19 protein-coding genes are annotated in these 20,150 nt (G+C 63.6%); 3 read left to right on the top strand and 16 right to left on the bottom strand.

What is annotated here, in order from left to right; translation table 11 throughout:
- Positions 1-121: 121 nt before the first annotated feature.
- From gshB to holA, 6 genes are all read right to left on the bottom strand, one after another.
- Positions 122-1,090 (bottom strand): glutathione synthase, encoded by a 969-nt coding sequence (gshB, locus tag D3F03_RS13265; protein ID WP_119109881.1) that lies wholly within the window; start codon positions 1,088-1,090, stop codon positions 122-124.
- A gap of 38 nt (positions 1,091-1,128) precedes the next feature.
- The gene (locus D3F03_RS13260) at positions 1,129-2,319 is read right to left on the bottom strand and encodes a benzoate/H(+) symporter BenE family transporter (protein WP_119109918.1); all 1,191 of its coding nucleotides are present in this window, start codon (positions 2,317-2,319) and stop codon (positions 1,129-1,131) included.
- Positions 2,320-2,378: 59 nt separating this feature from the next.
- On the bottom strand, positions 2,379-4,247 hold the full coding sequence (locus tag D3F03_RS13255; protein ID WP_119109880.1) for a potassium transporter Kup: 1,869 nt from the start codon (positions 4,245-4,247) through the stop codon (positions 2,379-2,381).
- A gap of 167 nt (positions 4,248-4,414) precedes the next feature.
- Positions 4,415-5,710: a glutamate--cysteine ligase gene (gene gshA, locus D3F03_RS13250; protein WP_119109879.1), complete on the bottom strand. Its 1,296-nt coding sequence runs from the start codon at positions 5,708-5,710 to the stop codon at positions 4,415-4,417.
- Positions 5,711-5,837: 127 nt separating this feature from the next.
- Positions 5,838-7,118, bottom strand: a complete 1,281-nt coding sequence (locus D3F03_RS13245; protein ID WP_119109878.1) for a glutamate-5-semialdehyde dehydrogenase — start codon at positions 7,116-7,118, stop codon at positions 5,838-5,840.
- A gap of 73 nt (positions 7,119-7,191) precedes the next feature.
- Positions 7,192-8,247, bottom strand: a complete 1,056-nt coding sequence (holA, locus tag D3F03_RS13240; RefSeq protein ID WP_119109877.1) for a DNA polymerase III subunit delta — start codon at positions 8,245-8,247, stop codon at positions 7,192-7,194.
- A 163-nt stretch (positions 8,248-8,410) separates the two neighbouring features.
- Between holA and rocF the strand changes: the two genes are divergently transcribed.
- A complete protein-coding gene (rocF, locus tag D3F03_RS13235; RefSeq protein ID WP_119109876.1) occupies positions 8,411-9,367 on the top strand; it encodes an arginase in 957 nt (318 codons plus the stop codon).
- A gap of 19 nt (positions 9,368-9,386) precedes the next feature.
- Here the strand turns inward: rocF and D3F03_RS13230 are convergent, their stop codons facing one another.
- The 6 genes from D3F03_RS13230 to D3F03_RS13205 form a co-directional block, all read right to left on the bottom strand.
- Positions 9,387-9,884 (bottom strand): LPS-assembly lipoprotein LptE, encoded by a 498-nt coding sequence (locus D3F03_RS13230; protein WP_119109875.1) that lies wholly within the window; start codon positions 9,882-9,884, stop codon positions 9,387-9,389.
- A gap of 3 nt (positions 9,885-9,887) precedes the next feature.
- Positions 9,888-12,683 carry a leucine--tRNA ligase gene (leuS, locus tag D3F03_RS13225; RefSeq protein ID WP_119109874.1) on the bottom strand — a complete coding sequence of 932 codons (2,796 nt, stop codon included), beginning with the start codon at positions 12,681-12,683 and terminating at the stop codon, positions 9,888-9,890.
- 66 nt (positions 12,684-12,749) lie between these two features.
- The gene (locus tag D3F03_RS13220; protein ID WP_119109917.1) at positions 12,750-13,181 is read right to left on the bottom strand and encodes an ExbD/TolR family protein; all 432 of its coding nucleotides are present in this window, start codon (positions 13,179-13,181) and stop codon (positions 12,750-12,752) included.
- Positions 13,182-13,183: 2 nt separating this feature from the next.
- Positions 13,184-13,864, bottom strand: a complete 681-nt coding sequence (locus tag D3F03_RS13215; RefSeq protein WP_119109873.1) for a MotA/TolQ/ExbB proton channel family protein — start codon at positions 13,862-13,864, stop codon at positions 13,184-13,186.
- A 17-nt stretch (positions 13,865-13,881) separates the two neighbouring features.
- Positions 13,882-14,715, bottom strand: coding sequence for a 4-hydroxy-tetrahydrodipicolinate reductase (gene dapB, locus D3F03_RS13210; RefSeq protein WP_119109872.1), 834 nt, complete (start codon positions 14,713-14,715; stop codon positions 13,882-13,884).
- A 42-nt stretch (positions 14,716-14,757) separates the two neighbouring features.
- The gene (locus D3F03_RS13205; RefSeq protein WP_119109871.1) at positions 14,758-15,318 is read right to left on the bottom strand and encodes an outer membrane protein assembly factor BamE; all 561 of its coding nucleotides are present in this window, start codon (positions 15,316-15,318) and stop codon (positions 14,758-14,760) included.
- 104 nt (positions 15,319-15,422) lie between these two features.
- On the opposite strand from D3F03_RS13205, the gene fur reads away from it, so the two are divergent.
- A complete protein-coding gene (gene fur / locus D3F03_RS13200) occupies positions 15,423-15,854 on the top strand; it encodes a ferric iron uptake transcriptional regulator (RefSeq protein ID WP_119109916.1) in 432 nt (143 codons plus the stop codon).
- A 10-nt stretch (positions 15,855-15,864) separates the two neighbouring features.
- On the opposite strand, the gene hprK is transcribed toward fur, so the two are convergent.
- From hprK to hpf, 3 genes are all read right to left on the bottom strand, one after another.
- Positions 15,865-16,812: an HPr(Ser) kinase/phosphatase gene (gene hprK, locus D3F03_RS13195; RefSeq protein WP_119109870.1), complete on the bottom strand. Its 948-nt coding sequence runs from the start codon at positions 16,810-16,812 to the stop codon at positions 15,865-15,867.
- Between the two features lie 17 nt (positions 16,813-16,829).
- Positions 16,830-17,297 (bottom strand): PTS sugar transporter subunit IIA, encoded by a 468-nt coding sequence (locus D3F03_RS13190; RefSeq protein WP_119109869.1) that lies wholly within the window; start codon positions 17,295-17,297, stop codon positions 16,830-16,832.
- A 119-nt stretch (positions 17,298-17,416) separates the two neighbouring features.
- Complete coding sequence (gene hpf, locus D3F03_RS13185) at positions 17,417-17,764, bottom strand: ribosome hibernation-promoting factor, HPF/YfiA family (RefSeq protein ID WP_119109868.1); 348 nt, start codon at positions 17,762-17,764, stop codon at positions 17,417-17,419.
- Between the two features lie 336 nt (positions 17,765-18,100).
- Here hpf and D3F03_RS13180 point away from each other — a divergent pair, with 336 nt between their 5' ends.
- Positions 18,101-19,021 (top strand): phosphoribosylaminoimidazolesuccinocarboxamide synthase, encoded by a 921-nt coding sequence (locus D3F03_RS13180; RefSeq protein ID WP_119109867.1) that lies wholly within the window; start codon positions 18,101-18,103, stop codon positions 19,019-19,021.
- An 81-nt stretch (positions 19,022-19,102) separates the two neighbouring features.
- Here the strand turns inward: D3F03_RS13180 and D3F03_RS13175 are convergent, their stop codons facing one another.
- A complete protein-coding gene (locus D3F03_RS13175; protein ID WP_119109866.1) occupies positions 19,103-20,071 on the bottom strand; it encodes a tetratricopeptide repeat protein in 969 nt (322 codons plus the stop codon).
- Positions 20,072-20,150: the final 79 nt, after the last annotated feature.

Here is a 20,150-nt window from a genome sequence, read left to right as displayed (position 1 = left end):
ACCTACTTCACCCGCCGCACCACCGCATCCAGCAAACCCCTCTCGGGGCTTACCTGCCGTCAGCAGCGCAGCCTTGCATTGTAGTACGGGTTTGCCCCATGTCGCAGAGAAACCTGAAAATTTATTGCGCAACAGCGGGAGATGCCTGCAGGACAGCATTCTCCAACGCATCCTGGAACAGGGATGCCACGTCGCAACCTGTCTGCTGCTGTATTTCCTGAAAACAGGTGGGACTGGTCACATTGATCTCGGTGACACAGTCGCCAATGACATCCACGCCGGCAAGCAGCAGCCCCCGCGCAGCAAGGACAGGCCCCAAAGCCCGGCCTATTTCCCAATCGCGCGGACTAAGTGCGCGAGCGACCCCCTTGCCCCCCGCAGCCAGATTCCCCCTGACCTCGGTGCCTTGCGGAATACGCGCCAGACAGTAAGGAACGGGCGCTCCCCCAATGATCAGGATACGTTTGTCGCCATCGACTATTTCGGGCAGAAACTTCTGCACCATCACGCTTTCTTCGCCTCCGCGATTGAGCGTTTCGATGATGCTGCCGAGGTTCATGCCGTCCGGTCCGACCCTAAAAATGCCCATGCCACCCATGCCGTCCAGGGGCTTCAAAATGATGTCCCGATGTTCCTCATGGAACTGACGGATGTGGACTGCACTGCGCGTAACCAGCGTGGGGCCAATCAAGCTCGGGAATTCCAGAATAGCCAGTTTTTCCGGGTGGTCACGCAGCGCTCGTGGCTTGTTGTAAACGCGTGCACCTTCGCGCTCTGCTTGCTCCAGGAGATGGGTGGCATAAAAATATTCGCTGTCAAACGGCGGATCCTTGCGCATTACCACTGCATCAAAGCTTGCCAGAGCCCGGTCTTCGGCACCAAGCTCGCCAAACCAATTGGTGAGCTCACCCGTCAGCGCAATGTGGCGCACACGTGCAAACACCTTGCTCCCGAGCTTCCATTGCAAATGCGCAGGCTCGCAGGCCGATACAGAGTGCCCACGTCTCTGCGCTTCACGCATCATGGCGAAAGTCGTATCTTTCTTCGGATTAAAGGCTTCGAGCGGATCGGCAACAAAAAGTAGATTCATACAGCTCAGGAGAAGTCCAGCGGGAATTCAGGAATCGCTCACATAGCGCGGCGACGCGGGTTGCTGGCGTACTGTTGCACAAACAGCGCGAGGCTGCCGGCGACCACCCCCCAGAATGCCGAACCAATGCCCGCAATGACCACACCGCTAAGCGTCACCAGAAATGTGATCAAGGCAGCTTCCCGGTGCGTCTCTTCCCGAAGCGCACTGGCAAGTCCGGCGCCAATAGAGCCTAGAAGGGCCAGGCCTGCGATCGCCACCACGAGTTCCCGTGGGAATGCGGTCAGCAAGCCCGTCACGACCGCACCAAAGACCCCAATCAGGACATACAACGCCCCGCAGGAGGCCGCCGCCGTGTAGCGCCGGGCTGGGTCTGCATGCGCTTGTGGTCCCATGCAAATAGCGGCCGTGATGGCGCTGAAGTTCAGAGCGAAGGCGCCGAACGGTGCAAGCACCAGAGTGGCAACGCCGGTCAAGGTAATCAGACGCGAGATCGGGAGCTGGTAGCCGGAGGCACGAATCACCGCCACACCCGGAAGATTCTGGGAGGCCATCGTCACCACAAAGAGCGGCAGGGCCAAGCCCATGGTCGCACTCCAGCCAAATCGGGGCACCGTAAGCTGTGGTGACGCCAATGTCCAGGTCACTGCGGACCACTGCATCTGCCCCCCAATGGCGGCATAGGCAACTCCTGCACAGAGCGTGGCCACCACTGCATAACGCGGCGCAACGCTGCGAGAAACCAGATAAACGCCGAGCATCACCAGAACCAGCGGCAAAGCCGTCTGCGCTGCAGAAAACGCGTCCATACCGAATCTCGCCAGCACACCAGCAAGCAGGCCCGCTGCTATTTCCGTGGGAATTCGGTTCATCACGCGCTCGAACCATCCGGTAACGCCCACCAGGGTGATCAGTGCAGCGCACACGAGGAAGGCACCCACCGCCTGCGCCATATCGAACCGGCCCGTGGCACCCGCAGCAGCAAGCACCGCAGCTCCCGGCGTGGACCAGGCGATCATGACTGGCTTGCGCAGCCACAAGGATGGGAGCAACGAACACAGCCCCATGCCAAGCCCCAGGGCCCACATCCAGGAGGCCATTTCGCCCGGTGTGGCGTGAAACGACTGCGCCGCCTGAAACACAATCGCCACCGAACTCGTGAAGCCCACGAGCACGGCGACAAAACCTGCGCTGACGGCCGAGACGCTCAGGTCTTTGAAAAATTGCATGGCACGCATTGTGCCCGGCCCACCGTTCTATCGACGATGCGCTCTGGCTCATGAGCCTGTCAAATCTCGATTTTCGAACCCAGTTCCACCACGGCGTTGTTCGGCAAGTTGAGGAAGTCTGCAGCCGCGCCGGCGTTGTGGTGCATTTGGGCAAATAATTTTTCTCGCCACGGCGCCATGCCACTGCCAATGGTGGGAATGACGGTGTCGCGGGACAGAAAATAGCTGGTCGTCATAGGCTCAAGATCGCAACCACGCCCGCGCAGCAGTTGCAGGGCGCGAGGCACATCGGGATCGTTCTTGAAGCCGTAGTGAATGACCACCTGCCAGCAGTCGTGCCCCAAGGATTCCACCTGCAAGCGGCCATCGAGGCCAATCCAAGGCACCTCGTGGTTGTTCACTGTGACGAACACGTTGGTGCCATGCAGCACTTTGTTGTGCTTGAGGTTGTGCAGCAGTGCATTCGGCACGGTGCCGGATTCGGCACTTAAGAACACCGCCGTCCCCTCGACGCGCGTTGGCGGGTTGACGAAGACCGATTCAAGAAAATCGGACAGATCGATAGCATCACTGCGCAGCTTCTCATTAAGCAGTCGACGACCTTCTTTCCAAGTCATCATGAGCGTGAAGACCCCCCCGCCAATCATCAGCGGGAACCAACCGCCCTGGAACAGCTTGAGCAGATTTGACGTGAAGAATGCCAGGTCGACCAAGAAGAAAAAGCTGGTGGCGCCCAGGCACAGCACCAAGGGATAGCGCCAGCCGTAGTACAAGACAAAGAATGTCAGCACCGTGGTGATCAGCATGTTCAGCGTCACGGCGATGCCATACGCTGCAGCGAGATTGCTCGATGAACGAAACAGCACCACGGCAAGTACGATGGCTGCGAATAGCCCCCAGTTGACAAAGGGCAGATAGATCTGCCCCGTGTCGCGCACACTGGTGTGTTGAACGTTCAAGCGCGGCAAATACCCTAGCTGGATCACCTGCTTGGTCGCGCTGAACGCGCCTGTGATCAGGGCCTGCGAGGCAATCACCGTGGCCATTGTGGCCAAGATCACCAACGGCAGCAGCGCCCAGTCAGGCGCCATCATGTAGAACGGATTCTTCACCGCCTCAGGATGCGCCAGCAACAAGGCGCCTTGCCCAAAATAGTTGAGCGTGAGCGCTGGCATGACCACCGTAAACCACGCAATGCGTATCGGCGTCTTGCCAAAATGGCCAAGATCGGCATACAGCGCCTCCGCCCCCGTGACGCACAACACCACAGAACCAAGAACGACAAAGCTCGTGCCTGGGTTGGCAAAAATGAACCTCAGCGCGTGATGGGGGCTGAGCGCCCACAGGATTTCCGGATGTTCGGCAATGTGCGAGAGGCCGAGCAGCCCGATGCTAAGCAGCCACACCAGGGTAATCGGACCAAAGAACTTCCCTATGCCGCCCGTACCGCGCTTTTGCACAAAAAATAGGCAAAACAGCACCAGCAAGGTCGCTGGTATCACGTACTCCGTGAACTGTGTCGACACCACCTCCAAGCCTTCGACCGCCGATAAGACTGAAATAGCCGGGGTGATGACACCATCGCCATAGAACAGCGAAGTGCCAAAAATACCGACTGCCAACAGCGTCTTGCGCAAACGCGGTTTGTCCAGAACGGCCTGGGACGCCAGGGCCAGCATTGCCACCAGGCCGCCTTCCCCGTTGTTGTCCGCACGCAGCACCAGCACCACATACTTCAGGGACACGATGACGGTCAGCGTCCAGAAAAAGATGGACAAAATCCCGTAGATGTTGTCCTGGGTAAATGGCACGTAACCCGAGCCAAAAACCTCCTTGATGGCGTACAGAACGCTGGTACCAATGTCACCGTAGACGACGCCTATGGCGGCAAGGGTGAGAGCCGAGAGGGATGACTTGGAAGTTTGCACTGGGGCAGGAACAGCCAATGGGCGCTTTCAGGCACCCAGCCGCTTCAGAGAATCAGGCCGGCCATTCTGCGCCGGGGCGGCCGCCGCACAAAGCGCTGCGTGCCGTCGCGGTGGGGCGCTGTTGCCAATTGTTGCAACAGGACAACTCCCCCCTTGCAGGTGAGCGCTCACTCGTATATCTCGGCGTCTGGATTGGTGGCCTCCAGCTCGTAGCTGGCGGCCAGCATGGCAAGGCGCGCGATGACGCCGTACATGTAAAAGCGGTTCGGCGCGCTCGCGCCTGGCCTTGCGCCCAGCTGCGGCATGTGCGTGCTCTGGTCAAAGGCCAGCGGCACAAAGGCCGATCCGGGGGTGTTGAGGTTTTCATCCACGCCGCGGTCTGGGTGCATGCGGTAGAAACCACCGACCACGTAGCGGTCCATCATGTAGACCACCGGCTCGGCCACTGCACCGTTCAGGCGCTCCTGCGTCAGCACGCCTTCCTGCACGATGACGTCGTGCACTGGCTGGCCATCCTTTACCACAGCCATTTTGTTGCGGGTCTTGCGGTTGAGCACTTCCAGGTCCTTGGCGTCGCGCACCGTCATCACCCCCATGCCGTAGGTGCCGTTGTCGGCCTTGACGATGACAAACGGCTTTTCCTTGATCCCATATTCCTTGTACTTGCGCCGCACCTTGCCAAGCACAACATCGACCTGGGTCTGCACCGCGTCCAGCCCCGTCTCGGTGCTGTAGTCCACGTCGCTGCATTTTCCGAACAGCGGGTTGATGAGCCAGGGGTCGATGCCCAGCACCTTGCCAAAGCGCTTGGACACCTCCTCATAGCTGCGAAAGTGGTTGCTCTTGCGGCGCACCGACCACCCCGCATGCAAGGGAGGCAACAGATACTGCTCGTGCAAGTCTTCCAGGATGCCAGGCGCGCCAGCAGACAGGTCGTTGTTGAGCAAGATGGTGCAGGGGTCGAAGTGCTTGAGCCCCAGGCGCCCGCGTGTGCGCACCACGGGCTCAAGGGTCAGGCTCTCTCCGTGCGGCAGCTCAAGCACGGTGGTTTTCTTCACGTCTGGGCTGACGGAACCCACACGCACATTCAACCCCGCCATGTTGAAGATGCGCTGCAACTGCACCAGGTTGCTCAAATAGAAGCTGTTGCGCGTGTGGTTCTCGGGAATGATGAGCAGGTTGCGTGCTTCGGGGCAGATTTTTTCAATCGCCGCCATGGCCGCCTGCACCGCCAGCGGCAGCATCTCGGGTGTCAGGTTGTTCCAGCCGCCGGGGAACAGATTGGTGTCGACTGGCGCCAGTTTGAAGCCTGCATTGCGGATGTCCACCGAGGTGTAGAACGGCGGCGTGTGCTCCATCCACTCCAGACGAAACCAGCGCTCGGTCGCTGGCATCGAATCGATGATGCGCTGCTCAAGCTCGTTAATGGGCCCCGTGAGGGCGGTGATAAGGTGCGGAACCATGCGGGGCCTTGCAAGAGGGATCGGACAATTGTAGAAGTGCGCAAGCGCACCAAAAAATGGGCGCTGGCAAGGCCCAAGCGCCCAGGCGAAATGCCACAAAGAGCGCTTGAAAGGACGGTGCCAGCCTTCAGCCGCGCACCTCGCCCTGCCCCAGCACCACCCATTTGAGCGAAGTCAGCCCTTCGATGCCTACCGGGCCACGCGCATGGAACTTGTCGGTGCTGATACCGATTTCGGCGCCCAGCCCGTACTCGAAGCCGTCGGCAAAGCGCGTGCTGGCGTTGACCATGACGCTGGCCGAATCGACTTCGCGCAGGAATTGCTGCGCGTGCATGTGGTCGCGCGTGAGAATCGCGTCGGTGTGGTGGCTGGAATAGCGGTTGATATGGGCGATGGCTTCGTCAACGCCTTCGACCACTTTGATGCTGATGATGGGCGCCAGATACTCTTGCGACCAATCCTGCTCGCTTGCCGGCACCAGTTTTGCGCCTGAAACTTCCGCTAACAACGCCATGGATTCCGCGCAGACCCGCATTTCGACGCCTTTTTCTGCGAACACGGCGCCCATGCGCGGCAAGAACTGCGGCGCCACGGCACGCGCCACCAGCAGGCTTTCGCTGGCATTGCAGGGGCTGTATTTCTGCGTCTTGGCGTTGTCCACCACGCGCAGCGCCATGTCGAGGTCGCAAGGGTCGTCCACGTAGCTGTGGCAGTTGCCGTCCAGATGCTTGATGACGGGCACCTTGGCGCCGGCGCTGATGCGCTCGATCAAGCCCTTGCCACCGCGCGGGATGATGACATCCACAAATTGCGGCATGGCAATGAGCTGGCCCACCGCCTCGCGGTCGGTCGTCTGCACCAATTGCACGGCGTCCTGCGGCAAACCGGCGGCGAGCAGCGCTTGCTGCACCAGCAATGCCAGCGCCCGGTTTGACTCGATGGCCTCAGAACCGCCGCGCAGAATGGCCGCGTTGCCGCTTTTGATGGCCAGGCTCGCCGCCTCGATGGTGACGTTGGGGCGACTCTCATAGATCATGCCGAAGACGCCAATCGGCACACGCATCTGGCCGACGCGGATGCCGCTCTCCTGCTGCTGCAGACCGCGGATTTCGCCGATCACGTCGGGCATGGCGGCGAGCTGCTCGCAGCCCAGGGCACAGGTTTCCAGCACCTTGGGGGTGAGCTTGAGCCGGTCGATCATGGGTTCGGCCAGGCCGGCAGCGCGGGCGCGCTCCAAGTCGAGCGCATTGGTTTGCTGCAGTTGGGGGCCCTGCGTGCGCAACAGCGCTGCAAGCGCCTTCAATGCTTTATTTTTGATAGCTACAGGCGCAGACGCCATAAGCGCTGAGGCCACTTTTGCCTGCAAACCCAGGGTTTGGACGTATTCGGTGACGTTGAGGGCGTTCATGGGCAGGATTCTGGCAGATGGCGTGCAAGAACTCGCCTGCGGCCCAGACGATCGCACCGGACGCGCTGACGCGTCAGCGTACAGCGGCAAAAGTCCGCGTGCACTGCAGCGCCAGCCGCTGCAGTGCCTGCCAGGGGTCTTGCGGCCAGTCGGGCACTTTGAGTCCCTTGACAATGCCATCCACCAGATGCGCCGACTGCAGCAACCGCCCTGCGGTGGAAGGCGCGAGGTGGCCAAGCACGCGCTCGTACAGCTTCTCCTTCGCACCCCAAACACGGGCTTCCCGCAGCGCCATGGGCAGGGGTCGCCCAGCAGCCATCGCATCGGCGACGCGCTTGAGCGCACGGATGTCGTCCGACAGCGCCCAATGCACCAGCACGGCCGCCGTGCCTTCGGCCTCCAGGCCATCGAGCATGCGCTGCACGCGCAGCACCTGCCCCGCCAGCACCGCCTCAGCCAGCTTGAAGACGTCGTAGCGCGCCACATTGAGCACGGCCGCTTCGACCTGCTCCAGGCTCAGATCGCCCGGCGGGTACAGCAGGCCCAGCTTCTGGACTTCCTGGTGCGCCGCGAGCAAGTTGCCCTCCACGCGGTCGGCAAAAAATTGCAGGGTGCGCTGGCCCTCTTCGCCCTGCCGCACGCGCTGGCCCTGGACGGCCAGGCGCTGCGCGATCCACTGCGGCAGGGCTGGGCGCTCCACCACATCCACCTGCACCGCGACGCCCGCGTCGGCCAGCGCGCTGAACCAGGCGCCGGTGCGCGTGGCCTTGTCCAGCCGCGGCAGGAGCACCATGGTCAGCGTGCTGCCACCCGGTTCGGCAGCGGCGGCAATGTGTTGCAGCGCGGCGCTGCCGTCCTTGCCAGGCTTGCCCGAGGGCACGCGGATTTCCACGGTCTGGCGGTCGGCAAACAGGCTCAGGCTGCCGCCCGCCGCCAGCACCGTGCTCCAGTCGAACCGCGCCCCGGCGGCGACAAACACATTGCGCTCGGTATGGCCGGCAGCGCGCGCGGCAGCGCGAATCGCATCGGCGGCTTCTTCCACCAGCAACGCCTCGTCGCCATGCAGAAGGTACAGCGGAGCCAGCCCCCGTTGCAGGTGCGCGGAAAGCTGGGCCAGGGCGAGGTGCATGGCGACAAGTCTAGCAATGCTGAGGCATGCGGTGCAAATCGCCAGATGCCGCTGCCCAATCGCCAGTTATCAAGCCAAACTGCACGGCGTGCCCTCTGCTGCCTGGGAGGGCGATTGCGCACAATGGGCCTTTATCTGGCCACCGCCCCTGACACTACCCACCATGAAACCGTCCGTTCAACATGCCGCCCCCACCGTCGCATTGATTGGCGCGCCCACCGATATCGGCGCCGGCGCGCGCGGCGCGTCCATGGGGCCCGAGGCGCTGCGCGTCGCCGGGCTGCAATCGGCGCTGGAGAGCCACGGCCTGCACGTGCTCGACCGAGGCAATCTCAATGGCCCGGCGAACCCCTGGCAGCCGCCGCTGGAGGGCTACCGCCATCTGCCCGAAGTGGTCGCATGGAACCAACTGGTCTTCGACGCCGTGCGCGCGGAACTGCAAGCGGGGCATCTGCCGCTGCTGCTGGGCGGCGACCACTGCCTGGGTCTGGGCAGCATTGCCGCCGTCGCCCGCCACTGCCTTGACGCTGGCAAGCAGCTTCGCGTCCTGTGGCTCGACGCGCATGCCGACTTCAACACCAGCACGCTGACCCCCAGCGGCAACCTGCATGGCATGCCGGTCGCCTGCCTGTTCGGCCTGGGGCCGGACCCGCTGACCCGCCTGGCGCGCCTGCCGGATGGCTCGCCGGCGCTGCGGGCGGCGCAGATCCGCCAGATCGGCATTCGCAGCGTGGATGCGGGCGAGAAAGAACTGGTGCACGCGCAGGGGCTGGAGGTCTACGACATGCGTTTCATCGACGAAACCGGCATGCGCGAGACCATGCAGCGCGCCCTCGCTGGCGTAGACGAGAGCACCCACCTGCACGTGAGCTTCGACGTGGATTTTCTCGACCCGGAACTCGCTCCTGGAGTGGGCACCACCGTCGCGGGTGGGCCAACCTACCGCGAGGCCCAGCTGTGCATGGAAATGATTGCCGACAGCGGCCGCCTGGCATCGCTCGATATCGTCGAACTCAACCCGGCGCTGGACGTGCGCAACAAGACCGCCTGCCTGGCGGTGGACTTGATCGAATCACTGTTCGGCAAGAGCACGCTGATGCGCCAGCGGCCTGCGCAATAGAAGCCCGCGCCGCCGCGGCTCAAGCCTTGGCAGCAGCCAGCCGGCGCACCAGTTGCTGAACCAGGTCGGTGCGCATGTCACGGTACAAAAGCGCCTCTTCGGCTTCTTTGGCGAGAGCGATGGTTTCGTTGTAGCTGAGCTCGCGCTGCTGCAGGATTTCGGTCGGCACGATCAGCTCGGTGCCGTCCTGGCGGTGCAGCCGAAAGCGGATGCGCAGGCGCAACTCAAGTTCACGCGCCTGGCCCGAGGCATTGAGACCGACCACCGAGCGCTCCTGCTGCTCGGAAAGCAGCTCGAACACCGCTTCGGCCTTGGGCAGCATCGCTGGGTCGGTGATCACCACAAGGCTGCCACCCGCAGCTTGCAAGGTGCGGCGCAACTCCAGCGCCAGAAGCGAGCCGGCAGGGGCCACGAGGTAGAGCGAGTGGAAGGCGAACTGCGGCACACCGCGCAAGCGAAAGCCGCAGCCGGCGAGCAAAAGGGCTGGCGCGGCGAGGAGAAGGCTGCGTTTGCGCATAGCTCACACCACTACGTTGACCAAGCGCCCCGGCACCACCACCACACGCTTCGGGCTAGCGCCACCGGAGTGCGCGGCGAACGCGTCGCTCGCCAGGGCCAGGCGCTCGATCTCGGCCTTGTCGGCCTGCGCCGGCACCCGCACGCTGCCGCGCAGCTTGCCGTTGACTTGCAGCATCAGCTCGATTTCGTCCTGCACCAGGGCACTGGCATCGACTTGCGGCCACGGCGCATCGAGCAGCTCGCCCAGCACGCCGGCATAGCCAAGCTGGCTCCACAGGCCGTGCGCGATGTGCGGCGTGGCCGGGTAGAGGCAGCGCAGCAGAATGCCAAAGCCTTCGACCAAGGCCACCTGGCCGCCAGCGGAGTCGCTGGCTTTGAAGTCGAGCGGCGACGGGCCACCCCTAGCCGCGAGAGCCCCCTCGGGGGACAGCGAGGACACGCAAGTGTCGAGCGTGGGGGCAAAGCTCTCCAGCGCGTTGATCATCTTCATCGCGCCCGAGACCACGGTGTTGTACTGCATGCGCTGGTAGTCGTAGTCCACCTGCTTGAGCACCGTGTGAACTTCACGGCGCAGCGCCTTGGCGGCGTCGGAAAATTTTATATCTTTTAGGCCTCTAGCGCTTATGGATATTGCGTTAGCAGCTTCCATATCCATAGCAGCCAACTTCATGCCGAAGTTCCACACCCGGCGCAGGAACCGGGAGCTGCCTTCGACCGCCGCGTCGTTCCATTCCAGCGTGGCCTCGGGCGGCGCGGTGAACATGGTGTACAGGCGCGCCGTGTCGGCGCCGTACTTTTCGATCAGGTCCTGCGGATCAACGCCGTTGTTCTTGGACTTGGACATGGTGCCCACGCCCTCGTAGTCGATGGGCGTGCCCACAGGCAGATCGCCGACGGCGTTCACCAGCCTCGCGCCCACTATCTTGCCGCCGTCGCCCAGTACATGCTCGACGTCGTGCGGCCAGAAGTAGTCCTTGCCGCCCTTGTCCGTGCGGCGCGAATAGATGTGGTTGAGCACCATGCCTTGCGTGAGCAGTCGGGTGAAAGGCTCGTCCACCGACACCAGCCCCATGTCGCGCATCACCTTGGTCCAGAAGCGGGCGTAGAGCAAGTGCAGGATGGCGTGCTCGATGCCGCCGATGTACTGGTCCATGCCACTGCCGCCGCTCGCGTGCTGGGCATCGCGCATCCAGTAGCGGGTGCCCTCCGCCACCATGGCCTCGCTGCTGTGCGGGTCGCAGTAGCGCATGAAGTACCAGGAACTGTCCACGAAGGTGTCCATGGTGTCGGTTTCGCGCCGCGCCGCCTTGCCGCAGACCGGGCAGGTCACGCCGGCATGGAACCCCTCATGCTTGTGCAGCGGGTTGCCCGAGCCGTCGGGGATGCAGTCGCGCGGCAGCACCACCGGCAGGTCTTGCTCGGGCACCGGCACGGCGCCGTGCTCGTCGCAATGGATGATGGGAATCGGCGTGCCCCAGTAGCGCTGGCGCGAGATGCCCCAGTCGCGCAGGCGCCAGGTGGTCTTCTTCTCGCCCAGGCCTTTTTGCGCCAGCGCGTGGGCCACGGCATCGACCGCGTCCTTGTAGGCCAAGCCGCTAAAGCTGTCGGAATTGACCGTGACGCCGCGCGCCTTGTCGCCGTACCAGTCGTGCCACTGGTGGAAGTCGAAATGTTCGCCATCGACCAGCACCACCTGCTTGATGGCGATGCCGTACTTCAGGGCGAAGGCAAAGTCGCGCTCGTCGTGCGCCGGCACGCCCATGACGGCGCCGTCGCCATAGCCGATCAGCACGTAGTTGCCGACCCAGACCTCAATCGGCTCGCCGGTGAGCGGGTGCGTGACCGAGAGGCCGGTGGGCAAACCCTTTTTCTCCTGCACCGCAAGCTCGGCTTCGGTCGTTCCACCGCTTTTGCATTCTTCAATGAAGGCGGCAAGCTGGGGGTTGGTCTTGGCTGCGTGGGTGGCCAGCGGGTGCTCGGGCGCCACTGCGCAGAAAGTGACGCCCATGATGGTGTCGGCGCGCGTGGTGAAGACGTACATGCGGCCATCGCCAATCAGCGCCCCATCGTCGCCGCGGATGCCGTGCGGGAAGGCAAAACGCACGCCCTCGCTCTTGCCAATCCAGTTTTCCTGCATCAGCTTGACGCGGTCCGGCCAGCCGGGGAGTTTGTCGCCGGTGACGTAGTCGAGCAATTCCTCGGCGTAATCGGTGATCTTGAGGTAGTAGCCGGGAATCTCGCGCTTCTCGACCACCGCACCGGTGCGCCAGCCTTTGCCGTCAATCACCTGCTCGTTGGCCAGCACGGTCTGGTCCACCGGGTCCCAATTCACCACCTGGGTCTTGCGGTACGCAATGCCTTTTTCGAGCATTTTCAAAAAGAGCCACTGGTTCCACTTGTAGTACGTGGGGTCGCAGGTGGCGACTTCGCGGCTCCAGTCGATGGCCAGGCCCATGGCCTGCATCTGCTTTTTCATGTACGCGATGTTGTCCAGCGTCCACTGCGCGGGCGGCACGCCATTCTTCAGCGCGGCATTTTCCGCCGGCAGGCCGAACGCATCCCAGCCCATGGGCATGAGCACGTTGTAGCCGTTCATGCGCAGGTAGCGCGTGAGCATGTCGTTGATGGTGTAGTTGCGCACATGGCCCATGTGCAGCTTGCCGCTGGGGTAGGGCAGCATCGAGCAGGCGTAGAACTTCTTCTTGCTCGCATCTTCGGTGACGCGGTAGGCGTCCTGCGCGCTCCAGTGCACCTGGGCGGCGCGCTCGACCTCGGCGGGTTGGTATTTGGTGTCCATGGGGCTCAAAAAGAAAGAAAGCAGCCGCAAACCGCTGCCATTGCGGGAGATTTTAGGCGCGCGGCTTCAGCGCGCGGGCCGAGCGGACGCCGGCTCGGCCACGAAGGCGATGCGCGTGAGGCCGGCGGCATGTGCAAACCCCATCAGTTCGACCACGCGGCCATAGGGCACGGCTGCGTCGGCGCGCAGTGCGATCTCGGTGCCTGGCCGCTCGGCAGCCACCGCCGCCAGGCGTGGCGCGAGCGCATCCTCGGCAATCGCTTGGCCGTCGAGTTGCAGCCCTCCCGTGCGATCCACTTCAATCAGCAGGGAAGGCCCCGGCGCTGCGGGCGCCGTGCCCTGGGCGCGCGGCAGTTCCAGGCGCAGCGAGCCGGCCAGCAGCGGCGCGGCCAGAATGAAGATCACCACCAGCACCAGCATCACGTCGACCAGCGGCGTGACGTTGATGTCGCTCAGGGGGCGCGCCGAGGCGCTGCGCTCGATCCGGCCAAATGCCATGTTCAGCCGCCCGCCGAGCACAGTTCGCGCAGATCGTGCGCAAAGCCTTCAAGCTCGGCCTCAAGGCGTGCCACCTGCCTGCCGAGCAGGTTGTAGCCCAGCACCGCCGGAATCGCGACCGCCAGCCCGGCGGCCGTCATGATGAGGGCCTCACCCACCGGGCCGGCCAGGCGCTCGACGCTGATCTGACCGGAACCTGCCAGGGCAGTCAGCGCGTGGTAGATGCCCCAGACGGTGCCAAGCAGCCCGACAAAAGGCGCTGTCGCTCCTACGGTGGCCAGCAAGACCTGGCCATACTGCAGCCGCGCAATGCTGGCAAGCAGCGCGCCGCGCAGCAAGCGGGTGGCACGGGCGGCGACACTGGCGTGGAACGATCCGCTCTCTGGCGGCACCGGCGCCAAGGCCGGGGAATGCGTTTCAAGGGAACGCGTTTCAAGGGCTGCCGCCACGAGCGGCAGTACCAAGGCATCGCGGTCAAAAGCGGCTGCAGCGGATGCGGCAGAGTCCCAGCTCGGCGCCTGCCAAAAGGCGGCCTGGCTGCGTGCGATGTCTGGCGCCGCGCGCTGCAGCATACGCAGCTTCCACAGCATCACCACCCAACTTGCAACCGACATCAGCAGCAGCACGAGCGCCGCCGTATGCGTCACTGCATCGCCGCTGCGCCACCAGTGCAGACTGCTCATCACGTGGGCAGGTTCGCTCAGTTCAAGCCGAGAACATCAAACATGTCGAACATGCCTGCGGTGCGTCCGCGCAGGAAGCGCACCGCGCGCAGGCTCCCCTGCGCATAGGTGGTGCGGCTGGCGGATTTGTGGGTGATTTCGATACGCTCGCCGGTGCCGGCAAACAGCACCGTGTGGTCGCCCACGATGTCGCCCCCGCGAACGCTGGCGAACCCGATGGAGGATGGGTCGCGCTCGCCGGTGACTCCCTCGCGGGCGTAGACGGCGCATTCCTTCAGGTCGCGCCCCAGGGCATGGGCGATCACTTCACCCATCTTGAGCGCGGTTCCCGAAGGCGCATCCACCTTGTGGCGGTGGTGGGCTTCAATGATTTCGATGTCGTACCCGGTGGCCAACGCACGCGCCGCCATGTCCAACAGCTTGAGCGTGACGTTGACACCCACGCTCATGTTGGGCGCCATCACCATGGCGATGCGCTGGGCATGGGCCGCAATTTCAGCCTTTTGGGCTTCGGTAAAACCGGTCGTTCCCACCACCGCGCTGACGCCCAGGCGCGCGCAAGCGGCCAGGTGCGCAAGCGTGCCTTCTGGACGTGTGAAATCGATCAGCACATCAGCCCCGGCCAGGCCTTGGTCAATGTCCGCCGTGATGGGCACACCGCTGGCAAGCCCCAGGAAAGCGGTGGCATCGGAGCCGATGCCAAGGCTCGCGGGCACATCCAGCGCCCCCATCAGCACGCAGTCGCCGCTGTCACGGATGGCTTCAATCAGCATGCGGCCCATGCGGCCGCTGGCGCCCGCCACCGCGACGCGGATAGGGGCATTGGAAGATTCGGGCGCGAGGTTCGCCATCGTAGGGTCCAGACTGGAAAAAAGGCCGTGTGCGCAAAGCGCTTAGCGCGTTGTGGGTTCAAGAGGGGGATAGCTGCGCCCAGGTGTCGCTTGCGCAGTAGGCTCGAGCGCAGCGCCGGTTTTTCCATCGGCAGCAGGGGCGGGGTAACGCGCCAGCTGCTGCTCGGTCGCCTCCAACACCGGGACTTTGCCCTTGCCTTTGCGTGTCTCAAGCGAGGCGACGAAATCGCTCTCGGTCGGCATTTCGTCGCCTTCGAAGTGATCCAGCGCGTCGCCCTTGAAGTAGACCGTGAGCTTGCGCGTCTGTGCGTCGACACCGGGGCGCTTAAGCGTGAACACGTATTCCCAGCGGTCGTCATGGAACAGGCTGGTAAGCAGCGGCGTTCCGAGAATTTCGCGCACCTGCTGGCGGCCCATGCCAGGCTGCAGCGCCTGAACCTGCTCGCGTGAGACGAAATTGCCCTGCACCACCTCGACGCGGTAGGGGGTCACCACGCTGGCGACCGAACTGCTCGCGGTGTTGAAGGCAGAGCACCCTGCAAGCAGGGCGCCAAAGCTCAGGATGGCGCCCAGACGGGCACCGCAGTGGGCTGGAGCGTACATGGGGTGTAGTCTTGGGGCTATGATCGCTCGATTGTAGCGACAGGGCCTGGTGCCCACGGCGCCCGGCCGCCCGCCGCATGCCAGGCGGCACGAAAGACCTTGCCATGACGAACATCGATGAACTCAAGAGCACGGGGCTGAAAGCCACGTTGCCGCGCCTGAAGATTCTCGAAGTCTTTCAAAAGGGTACGCAGCGCCACATGACAGCCGAGGACGTGTTCCGCGTGCTGCTTGATGAGCGCTCCGACATCGGTCTGGCCACGGTGTACCGCGTGCTGACGCAGTTCGAACAAGCCGGCATCCTGCTGCGCAGCAATTTCGAGAGCGGCAAGGCCATCTACGAACTGAACGAAGGACAGCACCACGACCACTTCGTCTGCACCAGTTGCGGCAAGGTGGAAGAGTTCTACGACCCGGAAATCGAAAAACGCCAGCAGGCGGTGGCGAAAGCCAAGGGTTGGGTGGTGGAAGACCATTCCATGGCCTTGTACGGCCAGTGCGCCAACTGCGCCAAGGCCCGCGCGCAAAAGGCCTGAGGCGCGCAGCCTAGCCCTGCTCCATCGCGCGCCGATGGCGCTCGACGAATTCCTGGTAGGTGTCGATGCCGCGCAGCTGCAAAATGGTATTGCGCACCGCCGCTTCGACCAGGACGGCAATGTTGCGCCCGGCGACCACCTGGATCACCACCTTCAGAATCGGCACGCCGAGCACGTCCTGCGTCAGCGGCTCGTAGGGCAGGCGCTCGTAGTCGCGCTCCAGCGTTTCCTTGCGCACCAGGTGCACGATGAGCTTGAGGCGCATTCTGCGCCGCACCGCTGTCTCGCCAAAGATGGCGCGAATATCGAGCAGGCCGATGCCGCGCACTTCAAGAAGGTTTTGCAGCAGATCGGGGCACTTGCCCTCGATGGTGGTCTGGTTGATGCGGTACAGATCCACTGCGTCGTCGGCCACCAGCCCCTGGCCGCGTGAAATGAGCTCCAGGCCCAGCTCGCTCTTGCCCAGGCCCGATTCGCCTGTGATCATGACGCCCAGGCCCAGGATGTCCATGAACACCCCATGCATGGTGAGGCGATCGGCGAAATGCTTGGACAAATACGCGCGCAGCACGTCGATCACAAAGGCCGAGGACTCCCGCGTGGCAAACATGGGAATCTGCGCGCGCTCGCAGATGGAGAGCAGCGCATCGGGCGCCGTCTGGCCATCGGCCAGCACCAACACCGGAGGCTCCAGCGTGACGATGCGCGCCACACGGCGCACCGCGTCTTCCTGCGTGCCGTTGAGCAGGTAATTGATCTCGCGCTCGCCCAGAATCTGCGCGCGGTAGGGATGGATGTAATTGAGGTAGCCCACCAAATCAGCACCCGAGCGCGCCGAGCGCACCGCGACTTCGTCAAAGCGCCGTTCGGAAGCCCCCAGGCCCGCGACCCACTCCCATTTCAGGTGCGTACGAAAGGCTTCGAATAAGACGTCCGCGCTGACGACGTTAGGTTTCACGGCGCAGATGGGGCGCTTTAGGCGGTCTGCGTAGACTGCCAGTCGGCAATCAGACCGTGCAACTGCACCGCATCCGAACAGCTCTTGATGCGCTCACGCAGCGGCGCGTCGCTGAGCAGTTCGGCAATTTCAGACAGTATCTCCAGATGCTTCTGCGTGGCCGCTTCGGGCACGAGCAGAAAAATGAGCAGGCCCACGGGCTGCTCATCAGGCGCATCGAAACCGATGGGGCGTTCGAGCTGGAACACTGCTGCCATCGGCGCCTTGAGGCCCTTGATGCGCCCGTGCGGAATGGCCACACCGTGACCAAGGCCCGTGGAGCCCAGGCGCTCACGCGCAAAAAGACTGTCGGTGATGAGGGCGCGCGAGAGGCCGTGCAGGGTTTCAAACAGCAGCCCGGCTTCTTCGAAGGCGCGTTTCTTGCTGGTGGCGTCAACGCTCACGAGCACTTGGGCTGCGGGCAGGATGGAAGCGAGGCGGTTCATGGCGTATCGGGAGGAATTATGCACCGCCTGTGCGCCTGCGGGTATTTCCCAGGGCGCGGCACAAAAAAAGCCGCCCTGAAGGCGGCGGCGGGGTGCCCAACCAGCACCGGAACCCGGCGTCAGGCGGTCATTTGCGCCGGCTGCTCGCGCCTGCGTGCCTGGAACTGGTGGTCTTGCATGCGGTCCTTGTGGCGCACCACCTGCCGATCGAGCTTGTCCACCAGCTCATCGACCGCGGCGTACAGATCCTCGTTGGCGCTTTCCGCAAACAGGTCGCTGCCCTTGACCCGGATATTGCATTCCGCGCGCTGGCGTTTTTCCTTTTCCTTTTGCTTTTCCACTGTGAGCAGCACCTTCACATCCACCACCTGATCGAAATGGCGCGTGATGCGATCAAGTTTGGAGGTGACGTAACTGCGCAGCGACGGCGTAACTTCGAGATGGTGACCACTGATCGTCAGATTCATGAGGGAGTCTCCTTGGCTCTTGGGAACAAATGCCGCACCACCCGTGTGAATGGGCGGCCCGAAAAAGTCAGTCTGCAGGGCACACGCCCCCACTATGCACCGCACCCGCAGGCAAGGCAACGCCATTCCAGCAAGCGGCAGCGGGGCTCTTGCCCGCCGGTCGCCTGAAGGCGGGAAAGAGCGCACAATGGCTGGATTGGGGTGCAGCGCCCCTCCGTGCGAGCACCTTGGACGATGCTGCGCCAGCCGGTAATCGCATGCGCTGCACCCGGCGCTGGCGCATAAAATCCCCTGCCTGGCGTCCGCCAGCGCCCCCTCGCTTGATACACCCTTCCCATGACCGCATCCGCCAGCCCTGCCCTGCACACCTCCACGCTCACTTCGCTGCCATTGCTTGCGCGTGGCAAGGTGCGCGACAACTATGCGGTAGGGAGTGACCGTATTTTGATGGTCGCCAGCGACCGGCTCTCGGCCTTTGACGTGATCATGGGCGAGCCCATTCCGGGCAAAGGCGAGCTGCTGACGCAGATGGCGCTGTTCTGGTTCGACAAGCTCGGCGCCATCTGCCCCAACCACCTGACCGGTGAGGCGCCCGAGAGCGTCGTACGCCCAGACGAAGTCGAGCAGGTGCGCGGCCGCTCCATGCTGGTGCAGCGCCTCACACCGCTGCCCGTCGAGGCGGTGGTGCGCGGCTACCTGGCCGGCAGCGGCTGGAAGGAATACCAGGCCACCCAATCGGTTTGCGGCGTGCCGCTGCCTGCGGGCCTGACCAACGCCGCCAAACTGCCAACGCCCATTTACACGCCAGCGGCCAAGGCAGCGGCCGGTGAACACGACGAGAACATCAGCTTCGAGCGCACGGTGGAGATGATTGGCTTTGATCACGCCAGCCGCATCCGCGACCTCAGCATTGCGCTGTACCAGGCAGCGGCCGCCATTGCGCTTGAGAAGGGCATGATCATTGCCGACACCAAGTTCGAGTTTGGCCTGGCCCCGGACGGTACGCTGGTGCTGATGGACGAGGTGCTGACCCCCGACAGCTCACGCTACTGGCCGGTGGAAGGCTACGAGGCCGCGCTGGCCGCAGGCGAGAACCCCCCCAGCTACGACAAGCAGTTCGTGCGCGACTGGCTGGAGCAGGCCCAGGTGGGCGGCAGGCCCTGGGACAAAACGCCGCCCGCCCCGCGCCTGCCGCAGGCGGTGATCGAGAAGACCGCCGCCAAATACCGCGAGGCGCTGGAGCGCCTGACGGGTTGAAATATTTAAAGAAATAGGGCTCTATCGCTTATCCCATAAGTGCTAGCAGCTATTTTTTTAATAGTAATTGAACGCCAGAACTCAGTTCAGCGCCATGCTGAGCTTGCGCCGGTAGCTGTTCAGCAGGGCCGTGGCTTCGTCTTCCTGCGCGCCTGCCTTGCCCATCAGCTCGATACCGCCCGCGCTCTTGCCAGGGACGCCGGCGTCGGCCTTGGGCTTCGGGGGCGTGAGCAGTTCGAGGATGGCGACATAGGTCTTGCGCGCCGCGCCGTCTTGCCAGGCCTTGTCACGCAGGAGGATCTCCAGCAGCTCGTCCATGGCGGCGGTCCACTGGCCTTCGGCCATCAGCACGCGCGCCTTGGCGAAACGGGTGTCGAAATCGCGCTTGTTCTGGGCAATCTGCGCGTCGAACTGCTCCAGCGGCCAGTTGCCGCGATCGTCCTGCTGCACGAACTGCAGTGCGCCCAGCCAGTGCGACAAGGCCTCAAAGCGCAGCGGCTTGGGGATGCGCGCCAGCGGCTCGTGCAAAAGCGCCTGCGCTTCTTCGTAGGCGCCCGTACCGATCAACAGACGCACATAGTCAAATCGGGCATCGTCGTTGGTGGGGTCTGCCGCCAGCGCGTCCGCCATCTTGGCGAGCGCGGCCTGCGTGTCGCCCGCGTCGAGCAGGGCATGGGCTTCGTCCACCTCGGCCTCGGCTTCCAGCGCGCCTTCGGAGGGCACATGCTTGTCGAGGAAGGCGCGCAGTTGCGCAGGCGGCAGCGCGCCGACGAAACCGTCCACCGGCTGGCCCTGCACGAACAGCACGCACAGCGGGATGCTGCGCGTGCCGAACATCTGCGACAACTGGCCGGCGATCTCGGGCACCTTGTCGGCGTCGAGCTTGGCCAGGGCGAAGCGGCCGGCGTATTCGGTCTCCAGCAACTCCAGCTGCGGCCCGAGCTGCTTGCACGGACCACACCACTCGGCCCAGACATCCACCAACACCGGGGCGCGGAGCGAGGCGGTGATGACTTCGGCTTCAAAATTTACCAGGGTGACATCGATCATGGGAATCGTTTTCCAAGGGCAGCGGGGCGTGCTTGCCGCCCCAAAAGTAAAATTGCAGGTTCACTCTAGCGCAGACCCG

The organism is Simplicispira hankyongi (assembly GCF_003570885.1).
Classification (GTDB): domain Bacteria; phylum Pseudomonadota; class Gammaproteobacteria; order Burkholderiales; family Burkholderiaceae_C; genus Simplicispira; species Simplicispira hankyongi.
The sequence above is the reverse complement of the archived record's forward strand: the minus strand, read 5'-3'. Positions and strand labels throughout refer to the sequence as shown.